We start from the raw sequence: 15,121 nt of genomic DNA, 5'->3' as shown, positions 1-15,121 counted from the left end.
CACCACCGCTACCGGGCGGGCGCACGGTAGCGGTGGTGGCCACCGGGCTGGATCAGAGTTACCCGCCGCGGCACGCGGCCCTGCAGGCGCGCATCGCCGAGCAGGGCGCGGTGGTCAGTGAGTACCCACCCGGCACCGACGCGCGTCCCGGCCAGTTCCCGGCGCGCAACCGCATCGTGGCGGGGCTGTCGCTGGGCACCGTGGTGATCGAGGCGGCGCTGCGCTCCGGCGCATTGATCACCGCCCGGCTGGCGGCCGAAGCCGGGCGCGAAGTCTTTGCCCTGCCCGGCTCGGTGCGCAACCCGCGCGCGCGCGGCTGCCACCGGCTGATCCGCGACGGGGTCCGGCTGGTGGAGCATCCCGACGAGGTCATCGAGCCGCTGGCGGCGGTCGCCGCGCGGCTGGGCCAGGCCTTGCGAACCCGCCTTGGTGCCCCCACTGAACAGGCAGGTCCGACGCCGCCGGGCCCCTCCTTCCATTCCAACCCGGACTACCAGCGCTTGTGGCGAGCCCTGGATGAAAACCCAATCCCTATGGATTCATTGGTCCAGCGCAGTGGATTGACGGCGGCCCGGCTGTCGGCCATGCTGCAACTCATGGAACTGGATGGAAAGGTGGTTGCCGTACATGGCTGCTACTGTCGAAAACCCTAGTTTCTTCACCTCCACAGCGTCGAAGACGCAGGCCGAGGGGCAATGAAAGAGAGCATTCTGGATGTCCTGCTGTACCTTTTTGAACACTACTTCAGCGAAGATGCGGACATCGTCCGTGATCGCGACTCCCTCCAGAACGGTCTGATACAGGCCGGTTTCAGCCCCGCAGAAATCAACAAGGCGTTCGACTGGCTCGATGCCCTAGCCGAACAGCGCCCGGCGGTCACCCAGGCCCGGGTGGACGGCCCGGTGCGGGTCTACCACGGCCCCGAACTGGACAAGCTGGACGTGGAAGGGCGGGGTTTCCTGCTGTTCCTGGAGCAGCACGGCATTCTGGACGCCAACCAGCGCGAGCTGGTGCTCGACCGCGCCATGGCCCTGGACCAGGACGAACTGGACCTGGACGATCTGAAATGGGTGGTGCTGATGGTGTTGTTCAACCAGCCGGGGGCGGAAGCGGCCTACGCCTGGATGGAAACCCAGATGTTCGTGGACGAGCCAGAACCCCTTCACTGACCGTACACTGGGTGCCTTGCGCATTCAGGGGAATGGAACGTGGGCCAGTGGTTCTATGCAGAAGGAAATCGCCAGCAGCGCGGGCCGCTGGCGTCTGAAGAGTTGATCGCGCTGTACACCTCCAGCCGGATCGGGCTGGACACACTGGTATGGCGCGATGGCCTGGCGCAGTGGCTGCCGCTGCGCGAGGTGGCCGACGAGATCGGCCTGGTGATTGCGCCGGCCGCGCCGGCAGAACCGTTACCGCCCGAACCGCTACCCGAGCCCGCTGCACCGGTGCCGCCGCGCATCCCGGCCACGTTCGAGGTCGACACCCGCACGCGTACGGCACCGCCGCCGCCCCAGCACCCGGCTCACACCCGCCCTGCGGCACCACCGCCGAAGAAGTCCGGCTGTGGCCCGGTCGCGATCGTGCTGGCCGTGGTCGGCGTGGTGCTGGTGGCGATCATCGCCATCCTCGCCGCCATTGCACTGCCGGCGTACAACGACTACGTGACCCGCGCCAAGACCACCCAGGCGGTGGCGCAGCTCACCCCGCTGAAGTTCCAGGTGGCCGAGTTCGTCGGCATCCATGACCGCTGCCCGGTCAATGGCGACGAAGGCTTTGGCTCGCCCGCCAGCTATGCCAGCGAAAGCGTCGGCCAGGTTCGTATCGGCCGCTTCGGTGAGGGCCGCTGCGGCGTGGAGATCGAGTTCTCGGTGCCCGGCAAGCGCGCATTGGATGGCAAGATGCTGTGGTTCGAGTACAACACCGAACAGCAGGAATGGAGTTGCAGCAGCGACGCCGAGGCGCGCTACCTGCCGATGGACTGCCGCAGCTGATTTTTAGGGACGAATCACAATGGGGATCGATGCAATGACCGAGTGGTATTACGCAGATGGCCAGGACCGCCAGGGTCCGCTGATGGCCGAAGTGCTGCGCCAGCGCTTCCAGCGCGGAGAAATCAGCCTGACCACCCTGGTCTGGCGCGAAGGCTTTTCGGAGTGGAAACCGTTATCCGAGGCGGTGGAGGAGCTGCAGCTGCAGAACCTGACCAGCGCCAGCAGCAACCTGGGCTCCGGGTTCGACCTGCGTGGCGACTACACCGCCATCGACAACGGCACCGCCCCCCTGCCCGGCACCGGCGGTGGCACCCGCTCGCCTTACGACGCACCGGCGGCGGCGGCCGGCTACGGCTCGACCGTGGTCAGCGGCGGCGAGGTCGTCTACGCAGGCTTCTGGAAGCGCTATGCGGCCTACTTCCTCGACTCGTTCATGGTCGGCATCATCAACTTCCCGGTCAGCCTGGTGTTCAACGGCATCGGCGCGGTCAGCGGTGATACCACCCTGATGGGCGTGATGTACGTGCTGGGCATCCTGGCCAGCTTCGCAGTGGGCATCGCCTACTACGCCTGGTTCCATTCCTCGCGTGGCGGGGCCACCCTGGGCAAGATGGCGGTGGGCATCAAGGTGGTGCGCAGCGATGGCGAACGCCTGACCTTCATGCGCGCCTTCGGGCGCTACTGGGGCTTCATCCTGAGCAGCCTGACCCTGTTCATCGGCTTCATCATGGCCGCGTTCACCGAACGCAAGCAGGCGCTGCACGACATGCTCTGCGACACCGTGGTGGTGGACAAGTGGGCCTTCACCGAGAACGCCGAGTTCCAGGAGCGCGGCCTCGGAACTGTGACGATCATCATTCTGGTGCTGAATGGCCTGCTGCTGCTGGGCCTGCTTGCCGTGCTGGTGTTTGCGGGTATTGCCGCTTCTTCCATGTCCTGATCGGACATCCTCACACCGGGCCGCTTGACACAGGCGGCTCCGGCGTGATTCCACTAATAGGCGCAAACCTGAACGCCCGGCGCATAACCGGGCGTTCAGCTTGTATATCTCGACGGCTGCCCTTCACTAATGCGGCCATTTGCTCCACCCTAGCGGCCCTCCCCGGGTCCTCCGCCCTCAGAATCCATTGCCATGCCCAAGCACCTGCTCATCGTCGAATCGCCCGCCAAGGCCAAGACGATCAACAAATACCTCGGCAAGGACTTCACCGTCCTGGCCTCGTATGGGCATGTGCGCGACCTGGTTCCCAAGGAAGGTGCGGTCGACCCCGACAACAACTTCGCGATGCGCTACGACCTGATCGACAAGAACGAGAAGCATGTCGACGCCATCGCCAAGGCGGCCAAGGGGGCTGACGACATCTTTCTGGCGACCGACCCGGACCGCGAGGGTGAGGCGATCAGCTGGCATATTGCCGAGATCCTGAAAGAACGTGGCCTGCTCAAGGACAAGCCGATGCAGCGCGTGGTCTTCACCGAGATCACCCCGCGCGCCATCAAGGAGGCGATGAGCCAACCCCGCCCGATCGCCAGCGACCTGGTCGACGCCCAGCAGGCGCGCCGCGCGCTGGATTACCTGGTCGGCTTCAATCTGTCGCCGGTGCTGTGGCGCAAGGTCCAGCGCGGCCTGTCCGCCGGCCGCGTGCAGAGCCCGGCGCTGCGCATGATCGTGGAGCGCGAGGAAGAGATCGAAGCCTTCATCGCCCGCGAATACTGGAGCATTGAAGCCGCCTGCGCGCATCCCTCGCAGGCGTTCAACGCCCGCCTGATCAAGCTGGACGGGCAGAAGTTCGAGCAGTTCACGGTCACCGACGGCGACACCGCCGAGGCCGCCCGCCTACGCATCCAGCAGGCGGCGCAGGGCTCGCTGCACGTTACCGACGTGGCCAGCAAGGAGCGCAAGCGCCGCCCGGCCCCGCCGTTCACCACTTCGACCCTGCAGCAGGAAGCGTCGCGCAAGCTGGGCTTCACCACCCGCAAGACCATGCAGGTGGCGCAGAAGCTGTACGAAGGCGTGGCGATCGGCGACGAAGGCACCGTGGGCCTGATCTCGTACATGCGTACCGACTCGGTGAACCTGTCGCAGGACGCCCTGGCCGAGATCCGCGACGTGATCGCCCGCGATTACGGCATTGCCGCCCTGCCCGACAAGCCCAATACCTATCAGACCAAGTCCAAGAACGCCCAGGAAGCGCACGAAGCAGTGCGTCCGACCTCGGCGCTGCGCACGCCCGCGCAGGTGTCGCGTTACCTGACCGACGACGAGCGCAAGCTGTATGAGCTGATCTGGAAGCGCGCCGTGGCCTGCCAGATGATTCCGGCCACGCTCAACACCGTCAGCGTCGACCTGGCTGCCGGCAGCGAACACATCTTCCGCGCCAGCGGCACCACCGTGGTGGTGCCCGGCTTCCTGGCCGTGTACGAGGAAGGCAAGGACAGCAAGAGCGCCGAAGATGACGACGAAGGCCGCAAGCTGCCGGCGATGAAGACCGGCGACCGCGTGCCGCTGGACCGCATCCTGGCCGAGCAGCACTTCACCCAGCCGCCGCCGCGTTACACCGAAGCGGCGCTGGTGAAGGCGCTGGAAGAATATGGCATCGGCCGTCCGTCGACCTATTCGTCGATCATCCAGACCCTGCTGTTCCGCAAGTATGTGGAAATGGAAGGCCGCAGCTTCCGTCCTTCCGACGTCGGCCGCGCTGTCTCCAAGTTCCTCTCCAGCCACTTCACCCAGTACGTCGATTACGACTTCACCGCCAAGCTTGAAGACGAGCTCGATGCGGTGTCGCGCGGCGAGGAGGAGTGGATTCCGTTGATGGCCCGTTTCTGGGACCCGTTCAACAAGCTGGTGGAAGAAAAGAAGGAATCGGTGGACCGCGCCGAGGCCAGCGGTGCACGCGAGCTCGGCACCGACCCGAAGACCGGCAAGCCGGTCAGCGTGCGCCTGGGTCGCTTCGGGCCGTATGCCGCCATTGGCAGCACCGCCGAGGACGCCGAGGAGAAGCCCAAGTTCGCCTCGCTGCGCCCGGGCCAGTCGATGCACACCATCAGCCTGGAAGACGCGCTGGAGCTGTTCCTGATGCCGCGCGCGCTGGGTGAGGACAAGGGTGAACCGGTCAGCGTGGGCATCGGCCGCTTCGGCCCGTTCGCCAAGCGCGGCAGCACCTACGCCTCGCTGAAGAAGGAAGACGATCCCTACACCATCGACCTGGCCCGCGCCGTGTTCCTGGTGGAGGAGAAGGAAGAGATCGCGCGCAACCGGATCATCAAGGAATTCGAGGGCAGCGACATCCAGGTGCTGAACGGTCGCTTCGGCCCGTACCTGAGCGATGGCAAGTTCAACGGCAAGATTCCCAAGGACCGTGAGCCGGCCTCGCTGACCCTGGCTGAAGCGCAGCAGCTGATGGAAGAAACCGGCAAGCCGGTGCGCAAGGGCTTTGGTGCCAAGAAGGCGGCTGCGAAGAAGGCTCCGGCCAAGAAAGCGGCGGTGAAGAAGGCTCCGGCGGCGAAGAAGGCACCTGCCAAGAAGGCGGCGACCAAGAAGGCCGCTGCGAAGAAGGCGCCGGCCAAGAAGGCGCCGGCCAAGAAGGCGACCAAGAAAGCCGCCACCAAGAAGGCCGTGAAGAAAGCCACGTAGTGCCGGGCTTGCCCGGCACCGGGTTGCATGACCGCACCTGGTCGCACGGCAGCGGGGCAAGCCCCGCTCTACCCTGGGTGCACGCGGCGGGAGGATAATCATGCCTCCTGCCGTACCGGTCGCCGCCATGAACGAACTCACCCTGGACTCCGCCGTCACCGCGCTGCGCGCTGGCGGGGTGATCGCCTACCCCACCGAAGCGGTGTGGGGCCTGGGCTGTGACCCCAGCCATGAAATGGCGGTGCGCAAGCTGCTGCGACTCAAGCAGCGTCCGGTCGAGAAGGGCATGATCCTGGTCGCCGCCGAGCTCGCCCAGCTGGAAGGCTGGGTGCGCCTGAACGCACTCCCCCAATCTCGCCAGGCTGCCGTGCTGGCCAGCTGGCCGGGGGCCCACACCTGGATCCTGCCCGCCGGCCCGTTGGCCCCGGCCTGGATCACCGGCGAGCACAGCGGCATCGCGGTCCGGATCAGCGCCCACCCGCTGGTGGCCGAGCTGAGCCGCCGCTGGGGTGGCCCGCTGGTGTCCACCAGCGCCAATCTGGCTGGATTCCCCCCTGCCCGCACCCGTGCCGAGCTGGACCCGGCGCTGCTGCCGCTGCTGGACGGCGTACTGGATGGCGACACCGGCGGCCTGGCCCAGCCAACCCCGATCCGCGATGCGTTGACCGGCGACGTGCTTCGGACCTGAGCCCGGCCCGTTCTTTGCGCGTACACGCGTCAGCCCCCACACTGCAGGCATGCGCCTCCTGACCGCCCTGTGCCTGCCCCTGCTGCTGGTCGCCACCGCCCCCACGCTGGCCGCCCAGGACAGCAGCAGCGTGCGCGTGTACCGCTGCGTGGGCAGCAATGGGGCGGTGTCCCTGCAGGACGCACCCTGTCGCGATGGCCGCCAGGAAGTCCGCGAGATGCAGCGGCCCCGCGATCCGCCGCCGCGCACCGTGCGCACCGATCAGCCTGCGCCCGCGCCAGCCACCCCTGCACCGCAAAGGGAAGTGCGCTACGTGCACGTGCAGCCACCGCAGCCGATGTACGAATGCTTCCGCGACGACGGCAGCCGCTATGTCAGCGAAACCAGCGAAGGCAATCCGCGCTGGGTGCCGGTGTGGACCAGTGCGTACCTGCCCTATCGCGGCGGCGGTGTACGGCCGGGACCTGGACCGCGTCCACTGCCGCCGGTGATGCCGATGGGCAGTGGCTCGGTCAGCAGCAGTGGTGGCTCGCTGTCGGTATCCGGTGGCGGCTCCGGCGTGCGCGGCAGCGTGAACATCGGCAGTGGCAGCACGTCATGGCACCACGAAGGCTCGGGCTATCCGGGAACCTACACCGACGTGGTGATTCCCGGCGGCAACGTACTGGTGCGGGATCAGTGCCACGCGCTGCCGGTGGGCGAGGTCTGCTCGATCCTGCGCGACCGGCGCTGGGAGCTGGATCGCCGCTACAACAGCGCGCTGCAGAGCGAGCGCGCGGAAATCACCCGCGAGCAACGCGGCATTGATGCGCGGCTGAACCGGGATTGTAGGTAACCCCGGCATTCCGTTGGACACGCATGGCGTGTCCCTACAGCAGGTGCCAGCTGTAGCGACGCGCCATGCGCGTCGTCACGGTGCCGGACGCGCGCAGGTTCGCGCCGCTGTATCCTCCAGGTATGAACTACCTGCGACTCCTGCTCCTGCTCTCCCTCGCGTCGCCGGCATTGGCCGACGACAGCATCGTGTTCCGCTGCACCGATGCGGACGACAACGTCAGCGTGCAGAGTACGCCCTGCCCGAAGGGCAGCCATCAGGTCATGCAGCGCATGAACGCCGGGCCGTCGCGCGCGGAGACTTCGGTGTCGACCAGCGCCACGCCGGCGGCCCCAGCCCCCTCAGCACCACCGCCAACACCGGCGGCGGCGGCTCCGGCGACAGCGGGCGTACCGCTGATACCGGGCACCCAGATTCCGATGGAGCGCACCATTTCCGAGGCGTATCAGGTGGAACGCGGCAGCGCGATCCTGGACAGCGCCAATCTGCCGCGACCGGGCGACGCGAAGGAAGAAGCGGATGCGAGCAAGCCGCCGCTGCCGGCGATCTTTCAGTGCCAGCGCGCGGATGGCGGGCGCTACCTGCATGAACTGGAGCCGTCACCGGCGCATTGCGAAATGTTGAACGTGACTGGGTTGGGCGGCGCTACCCCGGTCAACGCGGCCAGCTGCGAGGTGGTCCGCGATGAGTGTCAGGAGATTGCCGAGGCAGATCGTTGTGGGGCGTGGCAGCAGCGGTTCCGCAATGCGCGTGGGCAGGAGAGCTTTGCCTCGGCGGACCGGAAGGCGGCCGCCAGCGCCGAGCGTGCGCGGCTGCAGGCGGTGCTGGAAGCGAGCAGCTGCCCGGTTCCGTAAACCAGGGACATGTAGTGCCGGGCTTGCCCGGCAATCGGGCAAAGAGCAGCGGGGCAAGCCCCGCTCTACGTATGCGTATGTAGTGCCGGGCCATGCCCGGCAATCGCGGTGTCGGCAACGGGTCAGAACCCGTAACGCAGGAAGCCGCCGTCCACGGCGATGCATTCGCCGGTGACATAGCTGGCTGCCGGCAGGCACAGGAACGCGACGGCGGCGGCCACCTCGTCCGGCTCGCCAATGCGCCGCATCGGCGTCCGGTCGATCACCTGATCGTAGTAGTCCGGGTCGGACAGCGGGCCGGACGTGCGACGCGTGCGGATGTACCACGGTGCCACCGCATTGACCCGGATGCCGTCTTCGGCCCATTCCACCGCAAGATTGCGGGTCATCTGGTGCATGGCGGCCTTGGTCATGCCATACACCGCGCCGCTGCGCACATGGGTCAGGCCGGACACGCTGCCGACATTGACGATGGCCGACGCCGCGTGGCGGGTCAGCAGCGGATGCGCATAGCGCGACAGTTCAAAGGCCGAGAACAGATTGGTCTCGAAGATGCCGCGCCATTCGTCCTCGGTGTACTCGGTGGCCGGCTTGGTGATGTTGCCGCCGGCATTGTTGATCAGCAGGTGCAGGCCATCGCTGTGGTCTTCCACCCAGTCCAGGATCTGCCGACGATCATCGTCGTCGGACACATCGGCCGACAGGCCGTGGATCTCACGCTCGGGGAACGCATCGGCCAGTTCGTCGCGCGCCACTTCCAGCGCGTCGGCGTCGCGGCCGACGATCAGCAGGTCCGCGCCGAGCCCGGCCAGTTCATGCGCGATCGCCAGGCCGATGCCGGCACTGGCACCGGTGATCAAAGCGGTCTGTCCATCCAGTCGCCAACGCTGCGCGTTCACGGGTTTCTCCAGCCATGTTCGTGGTGCGGCAGGATAGCCCGCATGCGCTGGCGGCGCACCCCGTCACACACGCCGTGGCGAAGCGGTGCCACACTGCACGCCATCTGAACCGACACGCCGAGGTTGCCATGCTGATCCGCATCACCCTGCCGCTGGCCGCCGTGCTGGCACTGGCCGGCTGCAACCGACCGCCGGCCGCACCTTCGCCGGAGAAGCCGCCCGAGCCGCAGGCCACGGCCCTGCGCGATGCCATGCAGCAGCCGCTGGACAAGGCCAAGGCCGCGCGTAAAACGCTGGAGAAAGCGCCGGATACCCGCGCCGCGGGCGACGCCGAAAGCGAACTCTGATCCAAAAAAAACCCGGCCGAGGCCGGGTTTTTCATGGATCACGCGCGGGTCAGAATCCGCAGAAGCAATACGCCAGCGCCTTCACCGGCGCGCTGCCACGCGGATCACGCGCGGCGTTCTCGACGAAGCGCAGCTGGGTGTCCAGCTCCGGCATCGAACGCGCCAGCATCATCCGCGCCATGCCCGACTCACCCAGCATCCAGGCCCCGGCACGGGTGCCGGCGAAGCCACTGATGAACTGTGCCAGCGGGGTGGCCGGCTTCTCGATGTAGCGCACGCGCACCTTGTCCAGGCTGCCCAGCTTGGCGCGGGCGGCCGCATCGGTCAGCGCCACGCGCAGGCCACCAAAGTCGTCGACCAGGCCGCGTTCCTTGGCCTGCGCACCGCTCCAGACGCGGCCACGGGCCACTTCGTCCACGGCCTCGACCGGCTTGTTGCGCGCATCGGCGACCTTGCCGGTGAAGTCGGCGTAGCCCTTGTTGATCACCGACTGGATCACCTGGCCCACGGCCGGATCCATCGGACGGGTGATGTCGAACGCACCAGCAAAGCGGGTGGTGCCCACGCCGTCGGTGTGCACGCCGATCTTGTCCAGCGAACGCGCCAGGTTTGGAATCATGCCGAAGATGCCGATCGAACCGGTGATGGTCGACGGATCAGCGTAGATCCTGTCGGCATTCATGCTGATCCAGTAACCGCCCGATGCGGCCAGATCACCCATGGACACCACCACCGGCTTGCCGGCGGCCTTCAGCGCCACCACTTCGCGGCGGATCTGCTCGGAGGCGAACACTTCGCCACCCGGCGAGTCCACGCGCAGCACGACGGCCTTCACGTCCTTGTCTTCACGGGCTTCGCGCAGCAGGGCCGAGGTCGATTCGCCACCCACGCGCCCGGCCGGCAGGTCACCGCCGGCGATTTCACCGGCCGCGACCACCACCGCCACCTGCGGACGCGAGTCCACCGGCGAACGGCGCAGGTCGAGCTGGGTCAGGTAGTCGCCCAGGGTGATATTGCGGAAACCGCCGTCGGCGTCTTCGTCGGCCACGCCGCGATCGGCCAGCAGGTCTTCCACTTCCTCACGGGTCTTCAGACCGTCCACCAGCTTCTGCTGCAGGGCGAACTTGGCGAGGTCACCGCCGGCAGCGGCGACGCCTTCGGGCAGCGTGTCGATGCCGGCGGCCAGCTGCGCGGCGTCGAGCTTGCGCGCCTTGGCCACGTCGGCCAGGTAGCGCTGCCACACGTCGTTCATCCAGAACAGGTCGGCTTCCTTGGCCTGCGGCGAGGCGGCATCCAGCACATACGGCTCGGCGGCGGACTTGTACTCACCCACCTTGAACAGGTGCACGTCCACGCCCAGCTTGTCCTGCAGGCCGGCGCGGAAGTACTGGCGGTAACGACCCAGGCCTTCCAGCACCAGCCCGCCCATCGGGTCCAGGTAGACCTCGTTGGCCTGTGCGGCCAGCAGGTACTGCCACTGGCTCATGCCATCGCTGTAGGCCACGATCTGCTTGCCCGAGCCGCGCAGTTCCTGCAGCGCCGCGGCCACTTCACGCATGGATGCAAAACCGCTCGGCTGCAGCTTGTCCAGCTGCAGCACCACGCGCTCGATCTTCTTGTCCTGGCGTGCGGCATCGATGCCACGGACCAGGTCGCGCAGCTGGATTTCCTCGGCCGCGTTGTCGCCAACCGCCTTGGCCAGCGCGCGGCTGAGCGGGTCGGCCGTGTACTGCTCGACCAGCTTGCCTTCCGGCGCGATCACCAGCGTGGTGCGGTCCTGCAGGCCGCGGTTGGAACCGGCGCTCTTGCCGGCCGCCACGACGAACATGACAAGCACCAGCAGCAGCAGACCGAAGAACACCAGGTTCAGGATCAGCCGGCGGGTAAAGTTCATCACATCCCACAGCCCGATGAAGAAGCTGGCCACGGGGTTGCGACGCACAGGTTGGTTCATGGGGAAACTCCAGTTGGCTTCTTGCCGTGGTACCAGCATAGCCGGTGCCGGTCAGGCCGGCATCGGACACAAGTCAGGGTGTCCTGTGTGGGGGCGGATCACACCGTTGCAACAGGGCCGTTTCCGACACGGCGGCTGCTGACCCGCAGTCGCCACGCCATCAGGATCGCGGCCGCGGTCAGGCCCAGGATCAGGCCCAGCCACATGCCCTGCGGTCCCATGCCCAGCCCCAGCCCCAATCCGGCCCCGAGCGGCATGCCGAGGCCCCAGTAGGAGAACATGGCGATGAACATCGGCACCCGGGTGTCCTTCAGGCCACGCAGCGCGCCGGCCGACAGCACCTGGATGCCATCCGGGAACTGGAACGCCGCCGCATACAGCAGCAGGGTGGAGGCCAGCGCCGCCACGCCCAGGTCGGCGGTATAGACGCCGACAATGGCGTCATGGCCGAACAGCAGCACCAGCGCCGACAGCGTCTGCGTGCCGAGGATGATCACCAGCCCCGCGTTGGCCGCACGGCGCACGCCGGAACCGTCGTTGCTGCCGACCGCATACCCCACGCGTACCGTGGTCGCTTCCGCCACGCCCATGGGAATCATGAAGCACAGCTGGGCCACGTTGATGGCGATCTGGTGCGACGCCGCCTCGGTGGCACCCAGCCGCCCGATCAGCAGCGCGGTGACGATGAACAACCCGCCTTCCATCAGCACGGTGATGCCGATGGGAAGGCCGGTGCGCAGCAGGTCCCAGATCGCCCGCCAGCGCGGCAGTTCGAAATGCGAGAACAGTTCCAGGTGGGCGAAGCGCTTGGTCTTCCACAGATAGCCGGCAAAGCACAGGGCCTGGATCCACATCATGGTGGCCGAGGCGATGCCCAGCCCTTCCGCGCCCAGCTCGGGGAAGCCCAGCTTGCCGTAACACAGCACATAGCCCAGCGGAGCCAGCACCAGCAGGCCGCCGAAACCCAGCAGCATGGTCGGCAAAGTCCAGTGCATGCCTTCGCTGAGGTAGCGCATGCAGAAGTACAGGGTGAGCGCCGGGCCACCCCAGCGCACCGCGTGCAGGAACGCGGTCGCGCCCGGCACGATGTCCGGGGCGATGCCGAATGCCGGTAACAGCGGCGGCACCACCGTCAGGAAGGTGAACATGATCAGGCCCAGACCCAGCGCCAGCCACAGCGCCTGGCGGAACAGCGGACCGATCTCACGTTCGCGTCCCGCGCCATGCAGCTGCGAGACCGACGCGGTCAGCGAGATCAGGGTGCCGATCGGGATCAGCATCGGCAGCCACAGCAGCGCGGTGCCGATGGTGACCGCCGCCAGGGTCTGGGTGCCGTGGTGGCCGGCAATGACGTTGTCGACGAAGGAGATCAGGCCGGTGGAGACATGGCCAAGAACCAGCGGCAGCGCGAGCAGGCCGGTGGCGCGCACTTCAGTGGAAAGGCGCGGAGCAGGGATAACGGTAGACATGGAGATACAGACGTCAACTGCGGTCGCGCGCGGAAGGCACAGGCACCGGGTTGCGGGCCGCCATATTACGCGCGCCCGCTGTCAAAACCCATGACCGACCGTAAACGGTCAGCGCACCACGTGGTCGTGCAGCCAGCGGTCGCGGTCGGCGGGTGCCAGGGCCAGGAATGCCGCCCGCACCGTGTCGCGTTCCTGCGGCGGGGTGCGCTGGGCGATCAGGGTCAGCTGCGCCAGCTGGTCGGCGTTGAGCTGCCGTAATACGGTCAGCGCGGTGTCGCGCTGTTCCACCGGCAGGAAGCCGAACAGGCCTTCCAGCTTGGGGAACTGCGCGCCCAGCGTCGGCCCCAGCCGCCAACCGTCGCGGAAGCGCGCGTCCTGTGCGGCGAAGGTGGCACGCACGCTCTGCTGCTGGTCCGGGGGAAGTGCGGCCAGACGCTGCGCGGCCTCGCGGATGCGGGCACGTTCTGACGGCGGCAGGGCCTGCCACTGGGCCTGTTGGCTGCGCAGCTCACGTAACTGGGCCGGGGTCGCGGCGGCCTGCGCAGGAGCCGGTACCGCCTGGGGCAGAGCGACGGGCTGCGGAGCCGCACTGGCGGCAAGCGGAGCCAGCACCAGCAGGCACAGCAGGCAGGCGGGCTTACTCGTCGGCATCGGTCGTCTCCAATCCGGCGGAGGCCGGTTCCGGGCGGCTGGGCTGGGCCTGGGATTCATCCACCGGCACCGGACCGCCGGCGGCGAACCAGGCATACAGGTCGGCGTCGCGGATAACCGCCAGGTCCGGATCGGACAGCAGCGATGCATCGCCGGCGGCATCGGGGTGGGTCGTCGCAGCGGCCTCCGGCAGGTCTTCTGCCGGCAGTTCCTCGCTCTGCACCGGGTTGTCGATGCTGACCGCCCCTTCGGGCACGCTGGCTTCCGGCAGCGCGGCCTGAGGGTGGTGCTTCCACCAGTACGCGCCGCCCAGCAGCGCGCCGGCGGTCAGGGCAAGAATCAACAGACCGCGCCACAGCGGGCGTGCCCCGCGTCGTGTCGGGCGGCGGCGTGGAGCCGGCTCCTCCTTGGCGGGCGCGCGCCAGGACGGCGACGGCCGCGTGCCGTCGGCCGCGGCGGGTGCCGGCTGATGCAGCCGCTGCAGGCGTTCCAGCGGCAACTCACGCAGGCGCTGCTGCACCTGCTCTGCCAGCGCCCGCCACGCCTGGGCGTCCGGATCCCCTTGGCGGTCACGCGGACAGGCTTCGGCCAGCGCCTGCTGATAGTCAGCGACCGGCAGATCCAGAATCTGGGCGGCGGCGGCTTCGTCCAGCCCACCGCCGATGCGCAGCAGCAGCGCCAACCGTGCCGGTGGCGACAAGGTCGGCAGGTGCGCCAGCGCCGGCTCCCAGTGGCCGCCTTCGGCGGGCACGCGGATCGGATGGCGGTGGGCCAGCAGTATCCAGAAGCGGTCGGGCCATTGCGCCATGGGCACGTCGCTGGCGATACCGGTGAACGCCCGCATCACCGCCACCAGCGCCTGCTCGGCCACGGTCGGGTTGCCGCATTGCAGTTCGGCCACCACCAGGGCGCGGCGCTCAACACCGCGAAGGAAAGCCGGAAGCGCGCCGGCTGCGTTGGAAGACATCGAGGCGTTCGCAGCCGTCATAGCAACTCCATCATGAGCCGGAATGATAGCGACTGCGCCGGAATCCAGGCGTGCCGATACGGGCAGCATGTGAAGACCGGCAAGGCCGACACTGCGTCTTCCCGACGCAGGTTGTGCACAGCACCACCAAAAACTGCGGAAAAACGCAAGGTGAAGGCGGCATCAGCCGTGTGTCAGCTTTGTTTCACAATCAACCCATTGATTATCAAAACATTTTACATGTGGCGATTTTTTGACCAACCTGAGCCACACAGCAGAACCCCCGCAGGAAACTCCTACGCTGCAGCGCTCGCACACAGGCTTATCCACAGAAGATGTGGATAAGACTGAATCTCCAATAGCCACCGATATTTAGGTGATGTTTAGTCTTGCTGGACAGGGCGGCTGACCCGCTGGGCGCCCTGAACAGGGAAGCGGCCGTGCCCGGTACACTGCGTCGATGTCTTCTGCACCTGCGGCCCCCGTCCTGTCCCTGGAAAGCGCCCCGGCCCCCGCGCCTGGCGCGCCGACCGTGCAGGTCGCCCTGCCGCTGCCGCTGCCCCAGCTGTTCGACTATGCGCCGCCCGCCGGCTCCCTGACTGGAGCGGACAGCATCGGCCGCCGGGTGCGGGTGCCGTTTGGCTCGCGCGAACTGGTCGGCGTGGTCGCCGGCGTGGGCTGCGCCGATGCTGATCCCCCTCTGCGCGATGCCCGGGAGTGGCTGGACCCGGTGCCGCTGCTGGAGGGTGAGCTGTGGCGGTCGCTGCAATGGCTGGCGCGCTACACGCACGCGCCGCTGGGCGAAGTGGTGAGCACGGCGCTGCCGGCC

General features: G+C 67.5%; 14 protein-coding genes and 1 pseudogene. 10 read left to right on the top strand and 5 right to left on the bottom strand.

All coding sequences use genetic code 11. The features are described 5' to 3' along the window. The 8 genes from RT551_RS19540 to RT551_RS19505 all read left to right on the top strand — a co-directional run. On the top strand, positions 1-653 hold a 653-nt coding region (locus RT551_RS19540), incomplete at its 5' end, for a DNA-processing protein DprA (protein WP_313461567.1). A gap of 42 nt (positions 654-695) precedes the next feature. Then, positions 696-1,169 carry a DUF494 family protein gene (locus RT551_RS19535; RefSeq protein WP_311192723.1) on the top strand — a complete coding sequence of 158 codons (474 nt, stop codon included), beginning with the start codon at positions 696-698 and terminating at the stop codon, positions 1,167-1,169. A gap of 39 nt (positions 1,170-1,208) precedes the next feature. Beyond that, a complete protein-coding gene (locus RT551_RS19530; RefSeq protein WP_313461563.1) occupies positions 1,209-1,991 on the top strand; it encodes a GYF domain-containing protein in 783 nt (260 codons plus the stop codon). A 34-nt stretch (positions 1,992-2,025) separates the two neighbouring features. Beyond that, positions 2,026-2,931 (top strand): RDD family protein, encoded by a 906-nt coding sequence (locus RT551_RS19525; RefSeq protein WP_313461560.1) that lies wholly within the window; start codon positions 2,026-2,028, stop codon positions 2,929-2,931. A 192-nt stretch (positions 2,932-3,123) separates the two neighbouring features. Further along, positions 3,124-5,628, top strand: coding sequence for a DNA topoisomerase I (locus RT551_RS19520; protein WP_313461558.1), 2,505 nt, complete (start codon positions 3,124-3,126; stop codon positions 5,626-5,628). A 127-nt stretch (positions 5,629-5,755) separates the two neighbouring features. Next, a complete protein-coding gene (locus RT551_RS19515) occupies positions 5,756-6,316 on the top strand; it encodes a Sua5/YciO/YrdC/YwlC family protein (protein ID WP_313461570.1) in 561 nt (186 codons plus the stop codon). Between the two features lie 49 nt (positions 6,317-6,365). Continuing rightward, positions 6,366-7,151, top strand: coding sequence for a DUF4124 domain-containing protein (locus tag RT551_RS19510; protein WP_313461555.1), 786 nt, complete (start codon positions 6,366-6,368; stop codon positions 7,149-7,151). A 65-nt stretch (positions 7,152-7,216) separates the two neighbouring features. Further along, the gene (locus RT551_RS19505) at positions 7,217-8,005 is read left to right on the top strand and encodes a hypothetical protein (RefSeq protein ID WP_313461553.1); all 789 of its coding nucleotides are present in this window, start codon (positions 7,217-7,219) and stop codon (positions 8,003-8,005) included. A 122-nt stretch (positions 8,006-8,127) separates the two neighbouring features. On the opposite strand, the gene RT551_RS19500 is transcribed toward RT551_RS19505, so the two are convergent. Next, a complete protein-coding gene (locus tag RT551_RS19500) occupies positions 8,128-8,904 on the bottom strand; it encodes an SDR family oxidoreductase (protein ID WP_313461551.1) in 777 nt (258 codons plus the stop codon). 128 nt (positions 8,905-9,032) lie between these two features. On the opposite strand from RT551_RS19500, the gene RT551_RS19495 reads away from it, so the two are divergent. Beyond that, positions 9,033-9,251, top strand: coding sequence for a hypothetical protein (locus tag RT551_RS19495; protein WP_313461548.1), 219 nt, complete (start codon positions 9,033-9,035; stop codon positions 9,249-9,251). Positions 9,252-9,300: 49 nt separating this feature from the next. Here RT551_RS19495 and sppA read toward each other — a convergent pair whose 3' ends face one another. From sppA to RT551_RS19475, 4 genes are all read right to left on the bottom strand, one after another. Further along, complete coding sequence (gene sppA / locus RT551_RS19490; RefSeq protein ID WP_313461546.1) at positions 9,301-11,205, bottom strand: signal peptide peptidase SppA; 1,905 nt, start codon at positions 11,203-11,205, stop codon at positions 9,301-9,303. Between the two features lie 98 nt (positions 11,206-11,303). Further along, entirely contained in the window at positions 11,304-12,674 is a 1,371-nt protein-coding gene (locus tag RT551_RS19485; protein WP_313461543.1) for an MATE family efflux transporter, read from the bottom strand. A gap of 108 nt (positions 12,675-12,782) precedes the next feature. Beyond that, positions 12,783-13,325, bottom strand: a complete 543-nt coding sequence (locus RT551_RS19480) for a DUF3106 domain-containing protein (protein ID WP_313461540.1) — start codon at positions 13,323-13,325, stop codon at positions 12,783-12,785. Further along, positions 13,312-14,313 (bottom strand): hypothetical protein, encoded by a 1,002-nt coding sequence (locus tag RT551_RS19475; RefSeq protein WP_313461537.1) that lies wholly within the window; start codon positions 14,311-14,313, stop codon positions 13,312-13,314. Before RT551_RS19475 ends, RT551_RS19480 begins: the two co-directional genes overlap by 14 nt. 439 nt (positions 14,314-14,752) lie before the next feature. Between RT551_RS19475 and RT551_RS19470 the strand changes: the two are divergent. Continuing rightward, positions 14,753-15,121: pseudogene (locus RT551_RS19470) on the top strand (hypothetical protein); the annotation flags it as partial.

The sequence above is a fragment of the Stenotrophomonas sp. genome, from assembly GCF_032103445.1.
Lineage (GTDB): Bacteria > Pseudomonadota > Gammaproteobacteria > Xanthomonadales > Xanthomonadaceae > Stenotrophomonas.
The sequence above is the reverse complement of the archived record's forward strand: the minus strand, read 5'-3'. Positions and strand labels throughout refer to the sequence as shown.